We start from the raw sequence: 18,306 nt of genomic DNA, 5'->3' as shown, positions 1-18,306 counted from the left end.
GTGTCGTAAGGGCATTTGGTGGATGCCTTGGCATGCACAGGCGATGAAGGACGTGATACGCTGCGAAAAGCCGTGGGGAGCTGCGAATGAGCTTTGATCCATGGATCTCCGAATGGGGAAACCCACCTTAAATGCTTGGGAAATCTGTTCTGTTGGCTTTTGGTTTGGTCGAAGCGAATGCTTCGCAAGGCCAGAGGCCGTCGCCGGTTATCCGGCGCGCTGTCTGCAGGCCTTCGGCCGTGAGGACAAACAGGAGAGGTTTCCAAGCATTGTGATAAGGTATCTTACTTTCGAATACATAGGGGTAAGAAGCGAACGCAGGGAACTGAAACATCTAAGTACCTGCAGGAAAGGACATCAACCGAGACTCCGCAAGTAGTGGCGAGCGAACGCGGACCAGGCCAGTGGCATTAGTGATTAAAGCGGAACGTTCTGGAAAGTGCGGCCGTAGCGGGTGACAGCCCCGTACGCGTAGATATCATTAATGTCCTAGAGTAGGGCGGGACACGTGAAATCCTGTCTGAACATGGGGAGACCACTCTCCAAGCCTAAGTACTCGTGCATGACCGATAGCGAACAAGTACCGTGAGGGAAAGGTGAAAAGCACCCCGACAAGGGGAGTGAAATAGTACCTGAAACCGGATGCCTACAAACAGTCGGAGGGGGCAACCCTGACGGCGTACCTTTTGTATAATGGGTCAACGACTTAGTGTAACAAGCAAGCTTAAGCCGGTAGGTGTAGGCGCAGCGAAAGCGAGTCTGAATAGGGCGATATAGTTTGTTGCATTAGACCCGAAACCGAGTGATCTAGCCATGAGCAGGTTGAAGGTTGGGTAACACCAACTGGAGGACCGAACCCGCATCTGTTGCAATAGATTGGGATGACTTGTGGCTAGGGGTGAAAGGCCAATCAAACTCGGAAATAGCTGGTTCTCCGCGAAATCTATTTAGGTAGAGCGTCTGGCGAATACTCCCGGGGGTAGAGCACTGGATGGGCTATGGGGACTCACCGTCTTACTGATCCTAACCAAACTCCGAATACCGGGAAGTACTACCAGGCAGACACACGGCGGGTGCTAACGTCCGTCGTGAAAAGGGCAACAACCCTAACCTCCAGCTAAGGTCCCCAAGTCATGGCTAAGTGGGAAAGGATGTGAGGATCCCAAAACAACCAGGATGTTGGCTTAGAAGCAGCCATCATTTAAAGAAAGCGTAACAGCTCACTGGTCTAAATAAGGGTCTTTGCGCCGAAAATGTAACGGGGCTGAAGCCATGCACCGAAGCTGAGGATTCCTCTTTGAGGAGTGGTAGCGGAGCGTTCCGTAAGCTGATGAAGGGAGACCCGTGAGGGCTCCTGGAGGTATCGGAAGTGCGAATGTTGACATGAGTAACGATAAAGAGGGTGAGAGACCCTCTCGCCGAAAGACCAAGGGTTCCTGCTTAAAGTTAATCTGAGCAGGGTTAGCCGGCCCCTAAGACGAGGCGGACACGCGTAGTCGATGGGAACCACGTTAATATTCGTGGGCCTGGTGGAAGTGACGGATCGCACAAGTTGTTCATTCTGATTGGATTGGATGGGCAGCGGAGCGGTTCCAGGAAATAGCTCCACCGTATAGACCGTACCCGAAACCGACACAGGTGGTCAGGTAGAGTATACCAAGGCGCTTGAGAGAACTATGTTGAAGGAACTCGGCAAATTGCACGCGTAACTTCGGAAGAAGCGTGACCCCATTTTACGCAAGTATGATGGGGTGGCACAGACCAGGGGGTAGCGACTGTTTATCAAAAACACAGGGCTCTGCGAAGTCGCAAGACGACGTATAGGGTCTGACGCCTGCCCGGTGCTGGAAGGTTAAGAGGAGAGGTGCAAGCTTTGAATCGAAGCCCCAGTAAACGGCGGCCGTAACTATAACGGTCCTAAGGTAGCGAAATTCCTTGTCGGGTAAGTTCCGACCTGCACGAATGGCGTAACGACTTCCCCGCTGTCTCCAACATAGACTCAGTGAAATTGAATTCCCCGTGAAGATGCGGGGTTCCTGCGGTCAGACGGAAAGACCCCGTGCACCTTTACTATAGCTTTACACTGGCATTCGTGTCGGCATGTGTAGGATAGGTGGTAGGCTTTGAAGCAGGGACGCCAGTTTCTGTGGAGCCATCCTTGAAATACCACCCTTATCGTCATGGATGTCTAACCGCGGCCCGTTATCCGGGTCCGGGACAGTGTATGGTGGGTAGTTTGACTGGGGCGGTCGCCTCCGAAAGAGTAACGGAGGCGCGCGATGGTGGGCTCAGACCGGTCGGAAATCGGTCGTCGAGTGCAATGGCATAAGCCCGCCTGACTGCGAGACTGACAAGTCGAGCAGAGACGAAAGTCGGTCATAGTGATCCGGTGGTCCCGCGTGGAAGGGCCATCGCTCAACGGATAAAAGGTACGCCGGGGATAACAGGCTGATGACCCCCAAGAGTCCATATCGACGGGGTTGTTTGGCACCTCGATGTCGGCTCATCGCATCCTGGGGCTGGAGCAGGTCCCAAGGGTTTGGCTGTTCGCCAATTAAAGCGGTACGTGAGCTGGGTTCAGAACGTCGTGAGACAGTTCGGTCCCTATCTGCCGTGGGTGTAGGAATATTGACAGGATCTGTCCCTAGTACGAGAGGACCGGGATGGACATATCTCTGGTGGACCTGTTGTCCTGCCAAGGGCATAGCAGGGTAGCTATATATGGACGGGATAACCGCTGAAGGCATCTAAGCGGGAAACCCACCTGGAAACGAGTGTTCCCTATCAGAGCCGTGGAAGACGACCACGTTGATAGGCCGGGTGTGGAAGTGCGGCAACGCATGAAGCTTACCGGTACTAATAGCTCGATTGGCTTGATCGTTCTCATTGACTATGCTCATCGCCCGGCGAATGCACCGCATTCGCCCGGTAGTTCGATGAGCCTGACCTTCTGTCCTCACGCGCCATAGGCGCTGCGGACGGCGCGCCGGACAACCGGCGACGCGCTTTGCGCTTGCGGAGCTTTGCTCCGACGGTGCCTCGCGAAAGGTAAGACGTGTTCAAAACCAATCACTGACGACTACTTATTAGTCGCTCAGTGAACCAGCTTCTCACACAAGTTGCGCTTCGCTGACCTGGTGGTTATGGCGGGGTGGCTGCACCCGTTCCCTTTCCGAACACGGCCGTGAAACGCCCCAGCGCCTATGGTACTTCGTCTTAAGACGCGGGAGAGTCGGTCGCTGCCAGGTCTGCTAAACGCAACTCGTGAAAACGCATGTGCCCGAAGCTGAACAAGCTTCGGAAAGCGACATGCGCAAAATCGACAACAATCTTCTCTGAACGAAACCAACGGCCCAAAGCCGATACAAAGGGCCGCTCACAAAGCGGCCTTTCGTCTTTAGCGCCCTATATCATGAACACGAGACAAATTGCTTCGCAATTTGCTCGGCAACAATCCGCAAAGCGCAAGCGCTTTGCGTAGCCGCGACAAATCCTACGGATTTGCGCAATCGGTCTTTTGCCAACAGGCAAAAGACCTGGACGGACGACACAAGTGTCGCCTGGATAACGCGGGGTGGAGCAGCCCGTTCGGCCTAAGATCGATCCACCGGATCGATCTCTTAACGGCCTCACCTCGTCAGGCTACGCCTGACATCGCTCCCGGGCACAACGTCCGGAATGAAATATCGCGGGGTGGAGCAGCCCGGTAGCTCGTCAGGCTCATAACCTGAAGGCCGCAGGTTCAAATCCTGCCCCCGCAACCAAGCTTTCCTATGTTCGCCGATACCACGACCAGTTATCGTCGGCGCGAAGACTGCATCTTCGCTGGCAAGCGTAGAGTGTCGGCAGCTAGAGCGGGATGATTTTAGATGGAATCGAAAAGGGGATTCCCTTTTTCCCGCAAATCAGATTCACCATTGAGACCGGTAAAGGAGGCCGGTCTTTATGGCAAAACCTTTTTCCGATGATTTGCGGGAACGCGTTGTCGGCGCGGTGACGCGCGAAGGATTGTCCTGCCGGGCAGCGGCGAAGCGCTTCGGGATTGGCATCAGCACCGCGATCGATTGGGTGCGGCGCTTTCGCCAGACGGGCAGCGCAGCCCCCGGTCAGATGGGCGGGCACAAGCCACGGGCGATTTGCGATACGCATCGGGAGTGGCTGCTCGAGCGCTGCCGCACACGGGCTTTTACCCTGCGCGGGCTGGTCGCGGAACTGGGCGAGCGTGGCCTGAAGGTCGATTACCGCTCCGTGTGGACCTTCGTGCATGATGAAGGGTTGAGTTATAAAAAAAGACAATGGTCGCCGACGAGCGCGAGCGGCCCGATGTCGCCGCCCGACGGAACCGCTGGCTGAAGCATCGCTATCACGTCGATCCGGCCCGCCTCGTCTTCATCGATGAAACCTGGACGAAGACGAATATGGCGCCGCTCCGGGGCTGGGCGCCGCGCGGCGAACGGTTGCCCGGTCAGGCGCCCTTCGGCCATTGGAACACCATGACGTTCATTGCCGCCCTGCGCGCCGACCGCGTCAGCGCGCCATGGATCATCGACGGCCCGATCAATGGCGAGCGGTTCCTGATCTATGTGGAAAAGGTGCTGGTCCCCGAACTCAAGCCAGACGATATCGTCGTGATGGACAATCTGGGCTCACACAAGGCAAAAGCAATCCGCACCGCGATCCGCAAGGCTGGGGCCAAACTGTTCTTCCTGCCCAAATACTCCCCTGACCTCAATCCCATCGAAAAGCTCTTTGCCAAGATCAAGCATTGGCTACGCGAGGCACAGGCCAGAACTCGCCACGCGATCGACGAGGCCATCGCAGCCATCCTCAAGACAGTTTCACCACAGGAATGCCAAAACTACTTCAAGGAAGCCGGATATGAACGGACTTAAAATCATCTCGCTCTAAGATCTCCGTAACCTGAAGGCTGAGCGTGACCTTGCCCCGGTGAAATAATCCATTTTGAAGTAAGCTCTGGCCCATTGAGAGGACCAGGGGATGAAGCGCAACCGTTTCACAGACGAACAGATTATCGGCATTCTGAAGGAGCACGAGGCGGGCACGCCGGTCTCGGAGCTTTGCCGCAAGCACGGTGTCAGTGATGCCAGCATTTATAAGTGGAAATGCCAAGTTCGGCGGCATGGACGTGTCCGAAGCCAAGCGGCTGAAGACGCTGGAGGACGAGAACACGAAGCTGAAGCGGCTTTTGGCGGATGCCATGCTCGATAACGCTGCTTTAAAAGACCTTTTGGGAAAGAAGTGGTGACGCCTGCAGCAAAGCGAAATGCTGTCGCCCATCTGATGAACTAACATCGGATGAGCGAACGGCGGGCGTGTAAAGCCATCGGCGTTTGCCGGATGACGATCCGTTACGAGACCAAGCGCGAAGATGATCATGAGCTTCGCGCGCGAATGAAGGCGTTGGCGCATGAACGCCGCCGCTTTGGATATCGACGCCTTCATGTGCTGCTCCGGCGCGAGGGACACCTCGTGAACCACAAGAAGCTCTTCCGGCTCTATCGGGAGGAGAAGCTGACGGTACGCAAGCGCGGCGGTCGCAAGCGAGCGATCGGCACACGAGCACCGATGCTTGTCCCGATGGCGGCCAATGATCGTTGGTCGCTGGACTTCGTGTCGGATCAACTCACCGATGGGCGCAGGTTGCGGATTTTGACCGTTGTCGATGATTGCACGAGGGAGTGCTTGGCGCTCGTCGCCGATACATCGCTTTCCGGCCTGCGCGTCGCGCGAGAGCTTGACCGGATCATCGAGGAGCGTGGCAAACCCAGGATGATAGTCTGTGACAGCGGCAGCGAGTTCACCAGCAACGCGATCTTGCGATGGACGGACCTGGCCAAGGTGGAATGGCACTATATCGCGCCCGGCAAGCCGATCCAGAACGCCTTCATCGAAAGCTTCAATGGGCGGCTGCGAGACGAGTTCCTGAATGAGACCCTCTTCTCGCCACTGACCCATGCTCGATCAGCGCTTTCAAACTGGCGCAGCGATTACAACGACCACCGACCGCACTCTGGACTCGGCTGGATGACACCTGCCGAGTTCGCTCAGACCATCAACCCGCGACGTGATGCGGTGCTGCGCAGCCGAAATGGCTCCGCACCGCAACCCGCCGCTACCGCCGCAATTACAGCAACCCAAAACCGCTGGAGCGAACTCAAAGCTGGATAAAACTTGGGGGCAAGGTCAAGCGCAGTGAACGGGATAAAACCTGCCAACCCAAGCAATCCTTTCCGGCTTTTTGTGTTAAGGGGCGGCAAAGATCGCTCAAAAGGCCGATCTGCCGTACGAGCCGGCGACTGACCTACGGGCGACGCACCCGGGGAACAGTTTGACGTGCTGTGTTGCGCCGGCTTCGCGGCCGGAAGGCAGACCGGCGACCGCTCCAGCAGGAGAGGAGCGGTCTTAGAGGATTGAAACCAGCGGGCTGATCTCGCTTCGGCAGGATATCAACGGCGGAGACAGGCGCCCCGGTGTTGTCTTCAGCCATGCGCAGTGGTAGTATTTAACAGTATTGTTGCAGCTTTGGCGCGCGCTCTGCATGTTTTTGCCTGTGGGTTGCTTCTGATTGGCGGAGAATCTCCCGCAGATGAGGAACATACCCGCAGCTTGTTTTCGACCGCCGCCGCTCAACGGTGCCTCCGCCTGTTTGTCTTAAACGTGAATGGATATACTGGAGGAAAAAATGACCAAGTGCACCATAGGTCTTACTCTCTTAGGCTGCCTTGCTTTGTCTGGCTGCCAATCCGCTGCAACGTCCCAAGGAGGGCGCAGCAACGAGTTCGGCTGCATCGCTGGTACGGTCGGCGGCGCGGTCGTCGGCGGATTGCTTGGCGCGACCATTGGCTCGGGGACTGGACAGCTTTGGGCCGTTGGCGGCGGCGCCACGCTGGGCGCCGCGGGCGGCAGTGCCTTGACATGTCATTGATGCGGAAGGTCGGGATGATGAAAAGAGTAGCCCTACTGACGGGATTCGTTTTTTTTGCCGCCATTGCAGCCGTCGCGCAGAGTCAACCGGTGGCTATGAACCAAGGCCAAATGGACCGGCTCGATCGTGACAAGAATGGAGCGGTCGACCGATCTGAATATCAAACCTTCATGACGTCGGCCTTCGCGGGCCTGGATAAGAACAAGGACGGCAATCTGAACTCTGACGAAGTTGTCGGAGTCCTGACTGTCCAGCAGTTCTCCACCACGGACGCCAACAGTGACGGCAAGGTCAGCCAGAACGAGTTTCTGAATAGGGTTATGGCGGACTTCAAAGCCGCCGACCGCGGCGGGGACGGGAGCCTGCAGTAACGCACAAGCGACCCAGCGCCAAGGCAAGCGTGTTTCCACTTGCCTCTACGCAATAGCGACGGCTAGATGTTCGCCCGGTAGGCTTCACTCAGGTGAGCCTCACATAGTTTATCATGCCGTCTCGGAGGCTTGAGGATCTGGGACCGGGGTTCGCCTATTCGTCGCGTCGCAAGTTGCGAATTCGGTCGAAAAGAACGGCAAGGACAATTGCACCGCCGATAAAGCTACCTTGCCAGAAGGCGTTGATGCCGAGCAGGCCAAGACTGTTGCGGATCACCTCGATGAGCGCGGCTCCGATCAACGCCCCAAAGGCGGTGCCGACGCCGCCAGCCAGGTTGGCGCCGCCGATAACCGCAGCGGCGATAACTTGAAGTTCCATCCCGGCGCCGATATTTGTGGTGACTGCGCCGAGCCAACCGGTTTGGATGATGCCGGCAACCCCCGCGGATAGGGCGGAAATCATGTAGACGATGACCTTGATCCTCTGCACGGGAACGCCCGTCAGCGTCGCTGCGTGCTCATTGCCGCCGATGGCAAAAACATAGCGGCCGAACTTAGTCCAGCGCAGCACAAAACCGGTTATGAGTGCCAGCACGACCATGTAAAGCACTGGATTGGCGATACCGAAAAGCCAGGCGCCGCCACCCAGCGCCAGCAGTTTGTCGTGATCAGGCCCGAACTGGAAAACAACAGTATTGTTGGACGCAACCATCGCAAGGCTGCGCGCAATCGACAACATGCCGAGCGTAACGACGAAAGGCGGGAAGCCGAGATAGGCAATCAACAGCCCGTTGAAAGCTCCGACCAAAAGAGCAGTACCGATCGAGGCGGCGATGCCGACTTCAATGCTGTATCCCGCGTGCATGACGACCGCCAGTACCATGCTGCACAGGCAAAGCACGGAGCCAACGGACAGATCGATGCCGCCGGTGATGATGACCAGCGTCATGCCCAGCGCGATAATTGCGACGAACGTGACGTTGCGGGTGATGTTGTAGATGTTCTTTGCCGTTGCAAAGGAGTCTGTCGCCATCGACAGAAAAATGCAGGCGAGAATGACCGCGATCAGAACCCAGAATGTCTGGCCGCCCAGGATCGTTGCAAACCAGCTCCGTTGCTTCTGTCTGATCGTCTGGTCAAGTGTAATCGCCATCGTCGACCTTCTTCTTTCTTGCTGCTGCAACGGACAGCATCGATCACACCTGTTCGATGGCGCCGGTAATAAGTCCCGTCACTTCCTCGGGCGAACTTGCTGCAATCGGCTTGTCGGCCACTTTTCTGCCACGCCGCATCACGATCACGCGGTCTGCGACCGAAAAGACGTCGGGCATGCGGTGGCTGATCAGGACAACAACAATGCCCCGGTCACGCAATTGGCGGATCAGATTCAGAACCTCAGCCACCTGGCGCACGGAAATGGCGGCTGTCGGCTCGTCCATCAGCACGATTTTCGCTTCAGACAGCATCGTCCGGCCAATTGCGACCGCCTGCCGCTGACCACCTGACATTTGCTTGACGAGATCACGTGGCCGCGTCTCGGATTTCAGCTCGCGGAAAATCTCGCCGGCGCGTTTGTACATGGTCTTATAGTCGAGGATGCGAAATGGCCATATGCCGCGGCGTAATTCGCGGCCGAGAAATACGTTTGCCGCCGCCGTAAGGTTGTTGCAGAGCGCCAGATCCTGATGAACGATCTCGATGCCATGCTGGCGCGCCTCCTTCGGTCGATGAAGCACAATCTCAGCACCGTCGAGGCGCATGGTTCCGTGGCTCGGCCGAAAGTTGCCGGCGATCATCTTGACCAATGTGGACTTGCCGGCGCCGTTATCACCCATGAGGCCGACCACTTGCCCCGCTTCGAGCGAAAACGAAACATCGTTGACGGCCTGGATGGCACCGAAATGTTTGGAAATATTGGTGAGCTCGAGAACCGCCACCAGCCTCCTGGCCTCCCAAAAACGTGTCGCTATCGGTTCGCTCCTAACCCGGCATGTTTTCGACGAGGCTCAAGCGAATTCGCCTTTCCAATATCCTCCCAAGAAAAGCGATTATTAGCATTTACGCAAAACCCCGCGACAGCGTCAACTCATTGTCCGAGGCGTCTGGCCCATTGTACCAAAAATCTGTTTTGTCGGACAAATATCATTTGACGGAAGCGGCGCCCGAATATTAGCTATTACTGGGAGAGAGAGCATGCTGATCCTTGTTACCGGTGCGACGGGCAAGGTCGGGCGGCACTTCATTGCTGGGCTGCTTGACGATCCGAGATTTTCCAAAGCTCGCATTCGCGCGCTTTGTCATAATCGTGTGTGTGATGAAATCGACCGTGTCGAAGTCATCCGTGGCTCGATCGCCGATCGCGATGTTGTGGCCGCTGCTCTCTCTGATGTTACCCATGTCGTGCATCTCGCCACATGCAAGGAAACGCCTGAAGACATTATGGACGTTGCGGTCAAAGGTCTCTTTTGGCTGCTCGAGGAGTTTCGTGCGAGTGTCTCGGCACGCCAGTTCATCCTGATCGGCGGCGATGCGGGAATAGGGCATTTCCACTATCGCCATAACGGCCCGATCACCGAAAGTGCCCCTCATTGCGCTTATCCGGGAAGCTATGCGCTCTCCAAGGTTCTGGAAGAGGTCATGCTGGAGCAGTTTGGCATTCAGTACGGCCTCAATGGCTGTTGTCTGCGCGCGCCTTGGATCATGGAAAAGGACGACTTCAAGTATTCGCTGTCCTTTGGAGATGACGTCTTTGGCGGCCCGGACTGGAAGACGCTCGTCCCGGAAGAAGCGGCGCGGCGCTATGCAGCTATGGGTACGGTGCCGCTGCTGCTCGATGCTGACGGCCGTCCGCTGAAACGCAACTTCGTGCATGTCGATGACCTCGTATCGGCGATATTGGCAGCGATCGGCAATCCCCGGGCGGAACGACAACTCTTTAATATCTGCATGGATCGTCCTGTCGACTATTCTGAAGTCGCCGCCTATCTGTCGCGCACGCGAAATCTCGGCTCTGTCGACATACCAAGCCGCTTTCATTCCAACTGGATGGACAACAGCAAGGCAAAATACCTGCTGGATTGGCGGCCAAACTACGATCTCGAAATGCTTATCGACTCGGCGTGGCAATACGAGCGTTCGAAGGAGGAGCCTCGTATCGTGTGGTATCCGGGTTGATTTCGTGTGGCGGGCATGCCGTGCCCGTCTGTTTCAAGGGAGGAAACCATGAGGAAGGCATTACTACTTACAGCCGCAGTTTTAGCATTGACCGCAGGGCAGGCGCTGGCCAAGAAGCAACTGGTCATCGTGGTGAAAGGTCTCGACAATCCGTTCTTCGAAGCAATCAATCAAGGTTGCCAGAAATGGAACAAGGAAAATCCGACTGCGGAATATGAGTGCTTCTACACCGGTCCGGCATCGACATCCGATGAAGCCGGCGAAGCGCAGATCGTTCAGGATATGTTGGGCAAGGCAGACACTGCCGCAATCGCAATTTCGCCATCAAACGCAAAGCTCATCGCCCAGACCCTGAAGACCGCCAATCCGAGCGTTCCCGTGATGACGCTTGATGCCGATCTTGCCGCCGAGGACGCGGCCTTACGCAAGACCTATCTCGGTACTGACAACTATCTGATGGGCGCACGTATCGGTGAGTACATCAAGAAAGCCAAGCCGAAAGGCGGCAAGATCTGCACGATCGAAGGCAATCCGGGAGCAGACAATATTCTGCGTCGCGCGCAAGGTATGCGTGACACGCTCACTGGCCAGAAGGGTCTTACGGAATTGAAAGGCGAGGGTGGCTGGACGGAAGTCGCCGGCTGCCCGGTCTTTACCAATGATGACGGTGCCAAAGGCGTGCAGGCAATGACCGATATCCTCGCGGCCAATCCCGACCTTGATGCATTCGGTATCATGGGCGGCTGGCCCCTGTTCGGCGCACCGCAACCCTATCGCGATCTGTTCAAGCCGATGGCTGAGAAGATTGCCAGCAACGAGTTCGTCATCGGTGCGGCAGACACGATCGGCGATGAGGTTGCCATTGCGAGGGAAGGCCTAGTGACTGCGCTCGTCGGCCAACGGCCGTTCGAGATGGGTTACAAGGCACCTTCCGTGATGATGGATCTGATTGCCGGCAAGGCAGTTGAAGATCCGCTCTTCACCGGGCTCGATGAGTGCACGAAGGACACAGTCGATACCTGCATTCAAAAGTAGCGCTCGCGGTTTGGCGCACCCGGTACAAGGGTGCGCCGGCTGCCTCCACGAGATGGATCGAAAGATCTGCAGGGCTTGACGCGCCCTGAATTCCGCGCTTTGTGCCGGATTCAATCGCAGGCGACTTCCTCGTTATTACGATTGTTTTGATAATACGTGCAGACAGTCGAAGGAATGCTGAGGCAGTAGAATAGATGCCTGACAAGAAATCGGGGAAGCCGACGACTCTGGTCGAGGTGGCGACGGCGGGCCGTTCAGCCACTACAAGGCGCCCAAATGCTCCCCGTATGACCGGGGCGAGTGTTCATGTATCTTTGGCAGGCGAGATCGGCCTCCGGATCGTGCGCGGTGACTATCCGCCCGGCACGATCCTGCCAAACGAGGCAAAATGGTCGCAAGTCTTTGACGTCAGTCGGTCGGCGGTGCGCGAAGCAATCAAGATGCTGATGGCCAAGGGCCTGCTTTCTTCCCGCCCGAAAATCGGCAGTTGGGTCGAACCTAGGGAACGTTGGAACCTGCTGGATCGAGATGTATTGGGCTGGTATGCCGCGTCGCCCGATCGCGTAGCCTTTCTGAGGACCGTGCAAGAACTCAGGCATATGATCGAGCCGGAAGCGACTGCGCTTGCTGCGGAGCGCCGAACTGAGGAGCAAATGAATGCGATCAGTCAGGCCTTGCATGACATGGGTCAGGCGACATCACTCCAGCAGCGAACGGAAGCTGATACGCGATTTCATATCGCGATCTTGCGCGCCTCTGGAAATGATCTGCTGGTGCCGCTCGGCGTATTGATCGAATCGGCGCTGAACCATCTCTTCGCCCATGTCACGCGCGAAGAGGACGACTTGCTATATGTGCTGAAACTTCATCAAAATATTGAGAAAAGCATCCGACTGCAGCGATCGAACATGGCGCGCAACGCAGTCCGCAAAGTGCTGGCAAATACAGACCAACTGATAGCACGGTGGTCACGATAGAAGTTTCATCCTGCCCGGCCGAGGAAGTGGCCGCCAGTCGCGCGTGCGTATCTTCGCCAGTGTATATGCAAAGCCCGCAATAGAGGCCAAAAACAGGTCCGCCAAAAGCGGGCTTCTTTGTTGGTAGCGGGACGACGATTTAGCACCCGGTCGAGGCGCACCTCCGCTTTTGCAAAGTTTTCGGGTGTTTGAGGCAGCAATGGGCCATGAGATTCTGTCGGCATTTCCAATGAGCTGGAGGTTACTTCAAACAGAGCCAGGCCGGTATAAAGCATAGATAGCTGATGTTATTATCGCCCGCCAGCAGCGCGGAATGCATCCCGCGGCTAATCCATAAGCATAGTGCGTTAATCCTTGTCCGAATATTCGAGCCTAGTCTATAAAATTCGAATGTGCTAAATTTAAAAGCAAGTGGACGTTCCACAATTTCCGTTTGGGGACCTTCATCGACCTTTCGAGGTCCTGCTGTCTCATTCAGCTGAGGTATTTGTTTTCATGCCGTAAATCGATAAGCTTTCCAGGGAGGGGAACAATGCGAGAATGTGCATCTTCTCTAAGAGCGGCGCGGCGCGGGAGGCGCCGTTTGGTCTTCGGATTATCGGTGCTCAGCGTCGTCTGTGCGGCCAGTCTTTTCGCCGGGATCGCTATCGCGCAGGCGCCCACCGACGAGCAGAAAAGCGCGGTCAGATCAGCCTGCCGATCCGATTTCATCGCACAATGCTCTGGCGTGCAGCCGGGAGGCATGGAGGCGCTGAACTGCCTGCAGCAACATGATTCCACACTTTCCGCCGCCTGCCGCGAGGCTGTCTCGGCTATAACGGCCAAACCCAAATCGACATCCGCAGAGCCAGTTCAAACGGCGCCTATTACAACAGGTGCGACGCCGCCTGCCCCGGCAACCGGCGCTCAGCCGACCGAGGCGCAGCGCGATGCAGTCAAATCAGCCTGCCGCTCCGATTTCATGGCGCAATGCTCCGGTGTGGCCCCAGGCGGTGCGGCGGCGCTCTCCTGTCTGCAGCAGCATAGTGCCGGTCTGTCGGCCCCCTGTCAGCAGGCGGTCGCGGCCATCGGTGCAGGAGGTGCGCCAGCAACCGGTGCAGGAGCTGCCACGGCTACCGCACCGCCGGCGACCCGGCCGGCCGCCATGCCCGTCTTCTCTCCGCGCGAGGAAATGATGATCGTGCGCGAGACCTGCGGACCGGATTTCCGAGCCTTTTGCCGAATGGTGCCGATCGGCGGCGGGCGGGTCATCTCGTGCCTGCGGGACAATCTGCAGCGCATATCACCAGCCTGTCATAAGGTGCTGACCTCGGGATTGTAGCGGCCTTCCAATTCGCCTGGGTTCACTGGGAATGCCTGAACCCTCAGGCATTCCCAGTGAACCCACACCGCCATTCCGCTGTTGTCGCAGCACGATCCGAAATCCCTGTATTCGATGAATTCAATGACGACACAAGTGAAAGGCAATTGCTATGTCATCGACCTCTCATCTATCGCGATTGAAACGAATACTGAGCTATTCCGCTGTTGCTGGCGGCCTTGTACTACCAACCCATGCATGGGCGGATGATGCAAAAGATCTTCTGAATGCCATGTCCGATTTTCTAGTGGCGCAGAAGACCATCTCCTTCAACTACCAGTCATCGCTCGAAGCTGTAACCCCGGATTTCGAGAAGCTGCAATTTGTCAGTTCGGGTACAGCCAATATCACCCGGCCCGACAAACTGCGTGTCACGCGGACCGGAGGCTTTGCCGATATCGATGTCAGCTTCGACGGTTCGACGCTGACAGTGCATGGCAAGAACCTCGATGCCTATGCGAAGATCGAGGGCAAAGGCTCGCTCGATGATCTGATCGACAGGCTCGCCGATGCCGGCGTGGAAGCGCCAGGCGCCGATCTGCTCTCGTCTCGCGTCTATGACATCTTGATGTCCGACGTAACCGAGGCCAAGCACATCTCGAGCGCCTTCGTCGACGGTGTGGAATGCGAATATCTGACTTTCCGTACACCGGAACTCGACTGGCAGATCTGGATACAGACGGGTTCGCAGCCGGTACCGCGGCGCTATGTGATCACCAGCAAACACGTCGTCCAGGCGCCGCAATATACGCTTGAGATCAGCGACTTCAAAAGCGGGGCGGATGTTGCCGCCACCTCTTACAATATCGAGATCCCGGCCAATGCGAAGACCGTGGATCTGAGTGAACTCCAATCTATCGATGAGCTTCCGGCGCCCGCCGTTACAGGAGATATGCAATGACCCGCAGCAGGCTCTTTTTCGCCCTCTGCCTTGCCAGCGTAATGACCTTTACCGATTTTCGCCTGGAAGGGGAAGGTTCACTACCGCTGTCGATCGGCTTTGCCACGCCAGCGGAGGCGGTCATCGGCCGTCCCTTGACGCCGCTCTCCTATGCGGGGGTGGCGCGTCGCACCACACGCCGGGTCGTCCGGCGCACGGCGACGACGATCGCCGTGCTGCCTCCAGGCTGCATTTATGGCCCTTATTATGGCGGCTATTATTATCGCTGCGGCGGCCTCTACTATGCCAAGAGCGGCGGGGTTTATGTGCAGGTAATCGTGCAATAGGCCGTTTGCCAGCCTATTGTGCCGTCATTTCCGCATCGGTCACTGCAGGAGCTTTGCCGCGGCGCCTTCTGAACTCTTCAAAGCGCTGCAGCACGACGTAGAAGGAAGGAACGAACAACACGGCAAGGCAGGTCGATGCGATCATGCCGCTGAAGACCGATATGCCGATCGACTTGCGGGCGGATGCGCCGGCCCCCGTCGCAAGGACAAGCGGCAGGACGCCGAGAATGAAGGCGAAGGATGTCATGAGGATCGGTCGGAAGCGCAGGCGGGCAGCCTCGACGGCCGCTTCCAGGATCTCCATACCTTCCTCTCGCTTTTCACGGGCGTATTCGACGATGAGAATGGCATTCTTCGATGCCAGAGCGATCAAAAGGATCAGGCCGATCTGGGTGTAGAGATTGTTGGCGACGCCCGCCGCCATCAACGCGCCCACGGTGCCGAGCAGGGCAAGCGGGACGGCCAGAAGCACAGCAAGCGGCAGGATCCAGCTTTCATATTGACCCGCAAGCACGAAGTAGACGAGCAGCATGCCAAGCGCGAAGATATAGTAGATCTGTCCTCCGACCGCCTTTTCCTGGTAGGAGAGCGCCGTCCACTCATAGCCGGTTCCTGTTGGCAAGGTCTGGTCGGCGATCTGCTCCATGACGTCGAGCGCCTGGCCGGAGCTGAAGCCGGCGGCAGGTCCGCCGACGATGGTTGCTGACGGGTAGAGGTTGTAGAGGCTGATCAGTGAGGGGCCTTGCATCGGCTTGATATCGACAACGGTTCCGAGCGGCACCATCGTGCCATCCCCGGCTTTGACCTCCAGATTGCGGATATCGTCAGGGCTGACGCGGAATTCCGGAGATGCCTGGGCATAGACCTGGAACGTGCGGCCAAACTTGTTGAACTGTGTCACGTAGCTCGATCCCACGTAGCCCGACAGCGCGGAGAAAACCTGTCCGACTGTGACGCCCAATGTCTCGGCCTTGATACGGTCGACCACTATCTCGAACTGCGGTACATTCGAGCGGAATGACGTGCTCAGCCTTTGCAACGATGACTGGGCTTCGCCATTTTTCACAATCGTATCGGTAAGGGACTGCAACAGTGCATAGTCGGAAACACCATTCTTGAGCTCTACTTGCATCGTGAAGCCGCTGGCATTGCCGACGCCCTGAATGGGAGGTGGCACGATGACCAGGGTTTTTGCGACCAGTACGCTTTGCAGTGCACCATTGAGATGCTGGTAGATGGACAGAAGATCCTGCCCCTTTTCCTTGAGGCGTTCGTCCCAGTCCTTCAGCACGACATAAGCAACGCCGGCGTTCTGCAGGCTGGCATTGTTGTCGAGAACGGATATGCCGCTGATCGTCAGGACCTGATCGACGCCCGGTGTCGCCTGGGCGATCTTGCCGACCTCCGCCATGACAGCGTCGGTGCGCTCCTTGGAGGCGCCATCCGGCAGTTGCGCGCCGATCAGCACGTAGCCCTGGTCCTCGATGGGCAGGAACGCCGTCGGCACGCGTGTGAGCCCCCAGACAGCGACGCCCATCAGCGCCAGCGCCAGAATAACCATGACCGTGGCGTGGCGCGTCATCGAGCCGATCAGCCGGACGTATCCGCGTTCACCCCAGTCGTAGATCCGGTTGAAGCCGCGATAGACGAAGTTGCGCTTCTCGGGTGGTACCGGCGCGCGCAGCCAGAGGGCGCATTGCGTCGGTTTCAGTGTCACGGCGTTGATCGCGCTGATTAGCGCCGTGGCGGCAATCACGAGAGCAAACTGGCGGTAAAGCTGGCCCGTCAGCCCCGGCAGGAAGGCGGCTGGAATGAAAACGGCCATCAGCACCAGGGTGATACCGATGACGGGGCCGAGCAGTTCTTCCATCGCCTTTTCGGCTGCCTGCCTGCCGGACATGCCTGCCTCGATATGTCTCGCGACACCTTCGACAATGACGATGGCGTCATCGACGACGATGCCGATGGCGAGGACGATTGCAAACAGCGTGGAGAGGTTGACGGTGAAGCCCATGGCCGCCATCGCGGCAAAGGCGCCGATGATGGTAACAGGAACAGTCGTCGCCGGCACGAGCATGGCTCGCCAGTCCTGCAGAAACAGCAGAATGACGATGAGAACGAGAACGCCTGCCTCGATCAGCGTGACATAGACTTCGTTGATCGAGGCCTTGACGAATTTCGTGGTGTCGAAGGGGAGATGATATTCAAGGCCTGGCGGGAAGGCCTTGGCCAGTTCCGCCATCTTCACTTCGACTGCCTGGGCCACAGCGATGGCATTTGCTTCCGGCAATTGGGAGATACCGATGCCCGCAGCCGGTCGGCCATTCTGCATGAACGTCTGGCTATAGGTCTGCGCACCCAGTTCGACCCGGCCAATATCGCGGATGCGCGTTACCCGGCCGCCATCCGCGCCATCGACCTTGACGATGATGTTTTCGTAGTCGACAGCATCGTTCAGCCGGCCATTGATGTTCAGGGTGTACTGAAATGTCTGCCCTTGGGGCACCGGCGGAATGCCGATCTGGCCTGCCGTGACCTCCTGGCTCTGCTGCTGCACGACATTGACGATATCCTGTGGTGTCAGCCCGCGGGCCTGCAGCAGGTTCGGATCCATCCAGATGCGCATGGCATATTGGCCGGCGCCGAAGACCGTGACGTTGCCGACGCCGGGCAGGCGGGCAAGTTCGTTCTGCAGATTGATGACGGCGTAGTTGGAAAGGAACAGGCTATCATAGCGGCTGTCGGGCGAGGTCAGAGTGACAAAGCCGAGGATTGCTGTCGATTTCTTCTGGGTGCTGACGCCTTGAACCTGCACCGACTGCGGAAGCGACGACATGGCGATCGCGACACGGTTTTGCACCAGGACCTGTGCCTGATCGGGATCTGTGCCTATGGCGAAGGTCACGGTCAGTGAGTAGCTGCCGTCGCTTGCGCTGGTGGACTGCATGTAGAGCATGTCCTGTACGCCGTTGACCTGCTGCTCGATCGGCAGAGCGACCGTATCGACGAGCGTCTTCGCGCTGGCGCCCGGAAAGCGGGTCGTCACCTGCACTGTCGGCGGGACGACATCAGGATATTGCGCCACCGGCAGTTGGAAAAGAGCCACCGCGCCGATGAGAACAAAGACCAATGCCAGAACATTGGCTAGCACCGGCCGTTCGATGAAGAAGCACGAGATCATGCTGTTGTCCTGGACCTTCAGATGAAGCGGATGGC

General features: G+C 57.4%; 12 protein-coding genes, 1 tRNA gene, 2 rRNA genes and 1 pseudogene (1 of these 16 cut by a window edge). 13 read left to right on the top strand and 3 right to left on the bottom strand.

All coding sequences use genetic code 11. The features are described from left to right. The 7 genes and pseudogenes from ACK9YZ_RS18685 to ACK9YZ_RS18655 form a co-directional block, all read left to right on the top strand. Positions 1 to 2,881 (top strand): 23S ribosomal RNA (locus tag ACK9YZ_RS18685) (it extends 6 nt beyond the left edge of the window). A gap of 252 nt (positions 2,882 to 3,133) precedes the next feature. Beyond that, positions 3,134 to 3,248, top strand: a 5S ribosomal RNA gene (gene rrf, locus ACK9YZ_RS18680). A gap of 439 nt (positions 3,249 to 3,687) precedes the next feature. Then, a tRNA-Met gene (locus ACK9YZ_RS18675) sits at positions 3,688 to 3,764 on the top strand. Between the two features lie 181 nt (positions 3,765 to 3,945). Continuing rightward, a protein-coding gene (locus tag ACK9YZ_RS18670) for an IS630 family transposase (protein WP_416064054.1) occupies positions 3,946 to 4,892 on the top strand; the annotation gives its coding sequence in 2 pieces (ribosomal slippage) (positions 3,946 to 4,284 and positions 4,287 to 4,892; 945 coding nt in all). 106 nt (positions 4,893 to 4,998) lie between these two features. Then, positions 4,999 to 6,189, top strand: a pseudogene (locus ACK9YZ_RS18665) (IS3 family transposase). Between the two features lie 514 nt (positions 6,190 to 6,703). Further along, the gene (locus tag ACK9YZ_RS18660) at positions 6,704 to 6,946 is read left to right on the top strand and encodes a hypothetical protein (protein ID WP_216756058.1); all 243 of its coding nucleotides are present in this window, start codon (positions 6,704 to 6,706) and stop codon (positions 6,944 to 6,946) included. Positions 6,947 to 6,963: 17 nt separating this feature from the next. Next, positions 6,964 to 7,317: an EF-hand domain-containing protein gene (locus tag ACK9YZ_RS18655; protein WP_216758941.1), complete on the top strand. Its 354-nt coding sequence runs from the start codon at positions 6,964 to 6,966 to the stop codon at positions 7,315 to 7,317. 154 nt (positions 7,318 to 7,471) lie between these two features. Here the strand turns inward: ACK9YZ_RS18655 and ACK9YZ_RS18650 are convergent, their stop codons facing one another. Both ACK9YZ_RS18650 and ACK9YZ_RS18645 read right to left on the bottom strand, forming a co-directional pair. Further along, positions 7,472 to 8,470: an ABC transporter permease gene (locus tag ACK9YZ_RS18650; RefSeq protein WP_216756057.1), complete on the bottom strand. Its 999-nt coding sequence runs from the start codon at positions 8,468 to 8,470 to the stop codon at positions 7,472 to 7,474. Positions 8,471 to 8,513: 43 nt separating this feature from the next. Then, complete coding sequence (locus ACK9YZ_RS18645) at positions 8,514 to 9,254, bottom strand: ATP-binding cassette domain-containing protein (RefSeq protein ID WP_416064790.1); 741 nt, start codon at positions 9,252 to 9,254, stop codon at positions 8,514 to 8,516. Positions 9,255 to 9,510: 256 nt separating this feature from the next. Here ACK9YZ_RS18645 and ACK9YZ_RS18640 point away from each other — a divergent pair, with 256 nt between their 5' ends. From ACK9YZ_RS18640 to ACK9YZ_RS18615, 6 genes are all read left to right on the top strand, one after another. Then, a complete protein-coding gene (locus ACK9YZ_RS18640) occupies positions 9,511 to 10,491 on the top strand; it encodes an NAD-dependent epimerase/dehydratase family protein (RefSeq protein WP_416064789.1) in 981 nt (326 codons plus the stop codon). Between the two features lie 48 nt (positions 10,492 to 10,539). Further along, a complete protein-coding gene (locus tag ACK9YZ_RS18635; protein WP_416064788.1) occupies positions 10,540 to 11,526 on the top strand; it encodes a substrate-binding domain-containing protein in 987 nt (328 codons plus the stop codon). Between the two features lie 194 nt (positions 11,527 to 11,720). Next, positions 11,721 to 12,503 carry a FadR/GntR family transcriptional regulator gene (locus tag ACK9YZ_RS18630; RefSeq protein ID WP_416064787.1) on the top strand — a complete coding sequence of 261 codons (783 nt, stop codon included), beginning with the start codon at positions 11,721 to 11,723 and terminating at the stop codon, positions 12,501 to 12,503. 532 nt (positions 12,504 to 13,035) lie between these two features. Then, on the top strand, positions 13,036 to 13,824 hold the full coding sequence (locus ACK9YZ_RS18625; protein WP_416064786.1) for a cysteine rich repeat-containing protein: 789 nt from the start codon (positions 13,036 to 13,038) through the stop codon (positions 13,822 to 13,824). Between the two features lie 151 nt (positions 13,825 to 13,975). Next, entirely contained in the window at positions 13,976 to 14,764 is a 789-nt protein-coding gene (locus ACK9YZ_RS18620; RefSeq protein WP_216756051.1) for a DUF2092 domain-containing protein, read from the top strand. Continuing rightward, on the top strand, positions 14,761 to 15,090 hold the full coding sequence (locus ACK9YZ_RS18615) for a hypothetical protein (protein ID WP_416064785.1): 330 nt from the start codon (positions 14,761 to 14,763) through the stop codon (positions 15,088 to 15,090). The genes ACK9YZ_RS18620 and ACK9YZ_RS18615 overlap by 4 nt, the downstream gene beginning before the upstream one ends. A 13-nt stretch (positions 15,091 to 15,103) precedes the next feature. Here ACK9YZ_RS18615 and ACK9YZ_RS18610 read toward each other — a convergent pair whose 3' ends face one another. Continuing rightward, positions 15,104 to 18,271, bottom strand: a complete 3,168-nt coding sequence (locus ACK9YZ_RS18610; RefSeq protein ID WP_416064784.1) for an efflux RND transporter permease subunit — start codon at positions 18,269 to 18,271, stop codon at positions 15,104 to 15,106. Between the last annotated feature and the right edge of the window lie 35 nt (positions 18,272 to 18,306).

The sequence above is a fragment of the Rhizobium sp. ZK1 genome, assembly GCF_047782645.1.
Taxonomy (GTDB): Bacteria; Pseudomonadota; Alphaproteobacteria; order Rhizobiales; family Rhizobiaceae; genus Rhizobium.
The sequence above is the reverse complement of the archived record's forward strand: the minus strand, read 5'-3'. Positions and strand labels throughout refer to the sequence as shown.

Bases quoted from the DNA above. Each gene is read 5' to 3' on its own strand.
- ACK9YZ_RS18660 (WP_216756058.1), top strand. From the start codon at position 6,704: ATGACCAAGTGCACCATAGGTCTTACTCTCTTAGGCTGCCTTGCTTTG.
- ACK9YZ_RS18655 (WP_216758941.1), top strand. From the start codon at position 6,964: ATGAAAAGAGTAGCCCTACTGACGGGATTCGTTTTTTTTGCCGCCATT.
- ACK9YZ_RS18650 (WP_216756057.1), bottom strand. From the start codon at position 8,470: ATGGCGATTACACTTGACCAGACGATCAGACAGAAGCAACGGAGCTGG.
- ACK9YZ_RS18640 (WP_416064789.1), top strand. From the start codon at position 9,511: ATGCTGATCCTTGTTACCGGTGCGACGGGCAAGGTCGGGCGGCACTTC.
- ACK9YZ_RS18635 (WP_416064788.1), top strand. From the start codon at position 10,540: ATGAGGAAGGCATTACTACTTACAGCCGCAGTTTTAGCATTGACCGCA.
- ACK9YZ_RS18630 (WP_416064787.1), top strand. From the start codon at position 11,721: ATGCCTGACAAGAAATCGGGGAAGCCGACGACTCTGGTCGAGGTGGCG.
- ACK9YZ_RS18625 (WP_416064786.1), top strand. From the start codon at position 13,036: ATGCGAGAATGTGCATCTTCTCTAAGAGCGGCGCGGCGCGGGAGGCGC.
- ACK9YZ_RS18620 (WP_216756051.1), top strand. From the start codon at position 13,976: ATGTCATCGACCTCTCATCTATCGCGATTGAAACGAATACTGAGCTAT.
- ACK9YZ_RS18615 (WP_416064785.1), top strand. From the start codon at position 14,761: ATGACCCGCAGCAGGCTCTTTTTCGCCCTCTGCCTTGCCAGCGTAATG.
- ACK9YZ_RS18610 (WP_416064784.1), bottom strand. From the start codon at position 18,271: ATGATCTCGTGCTTCTTCATCGAACGGCCGGTGCTAGCCAATGTTCTG.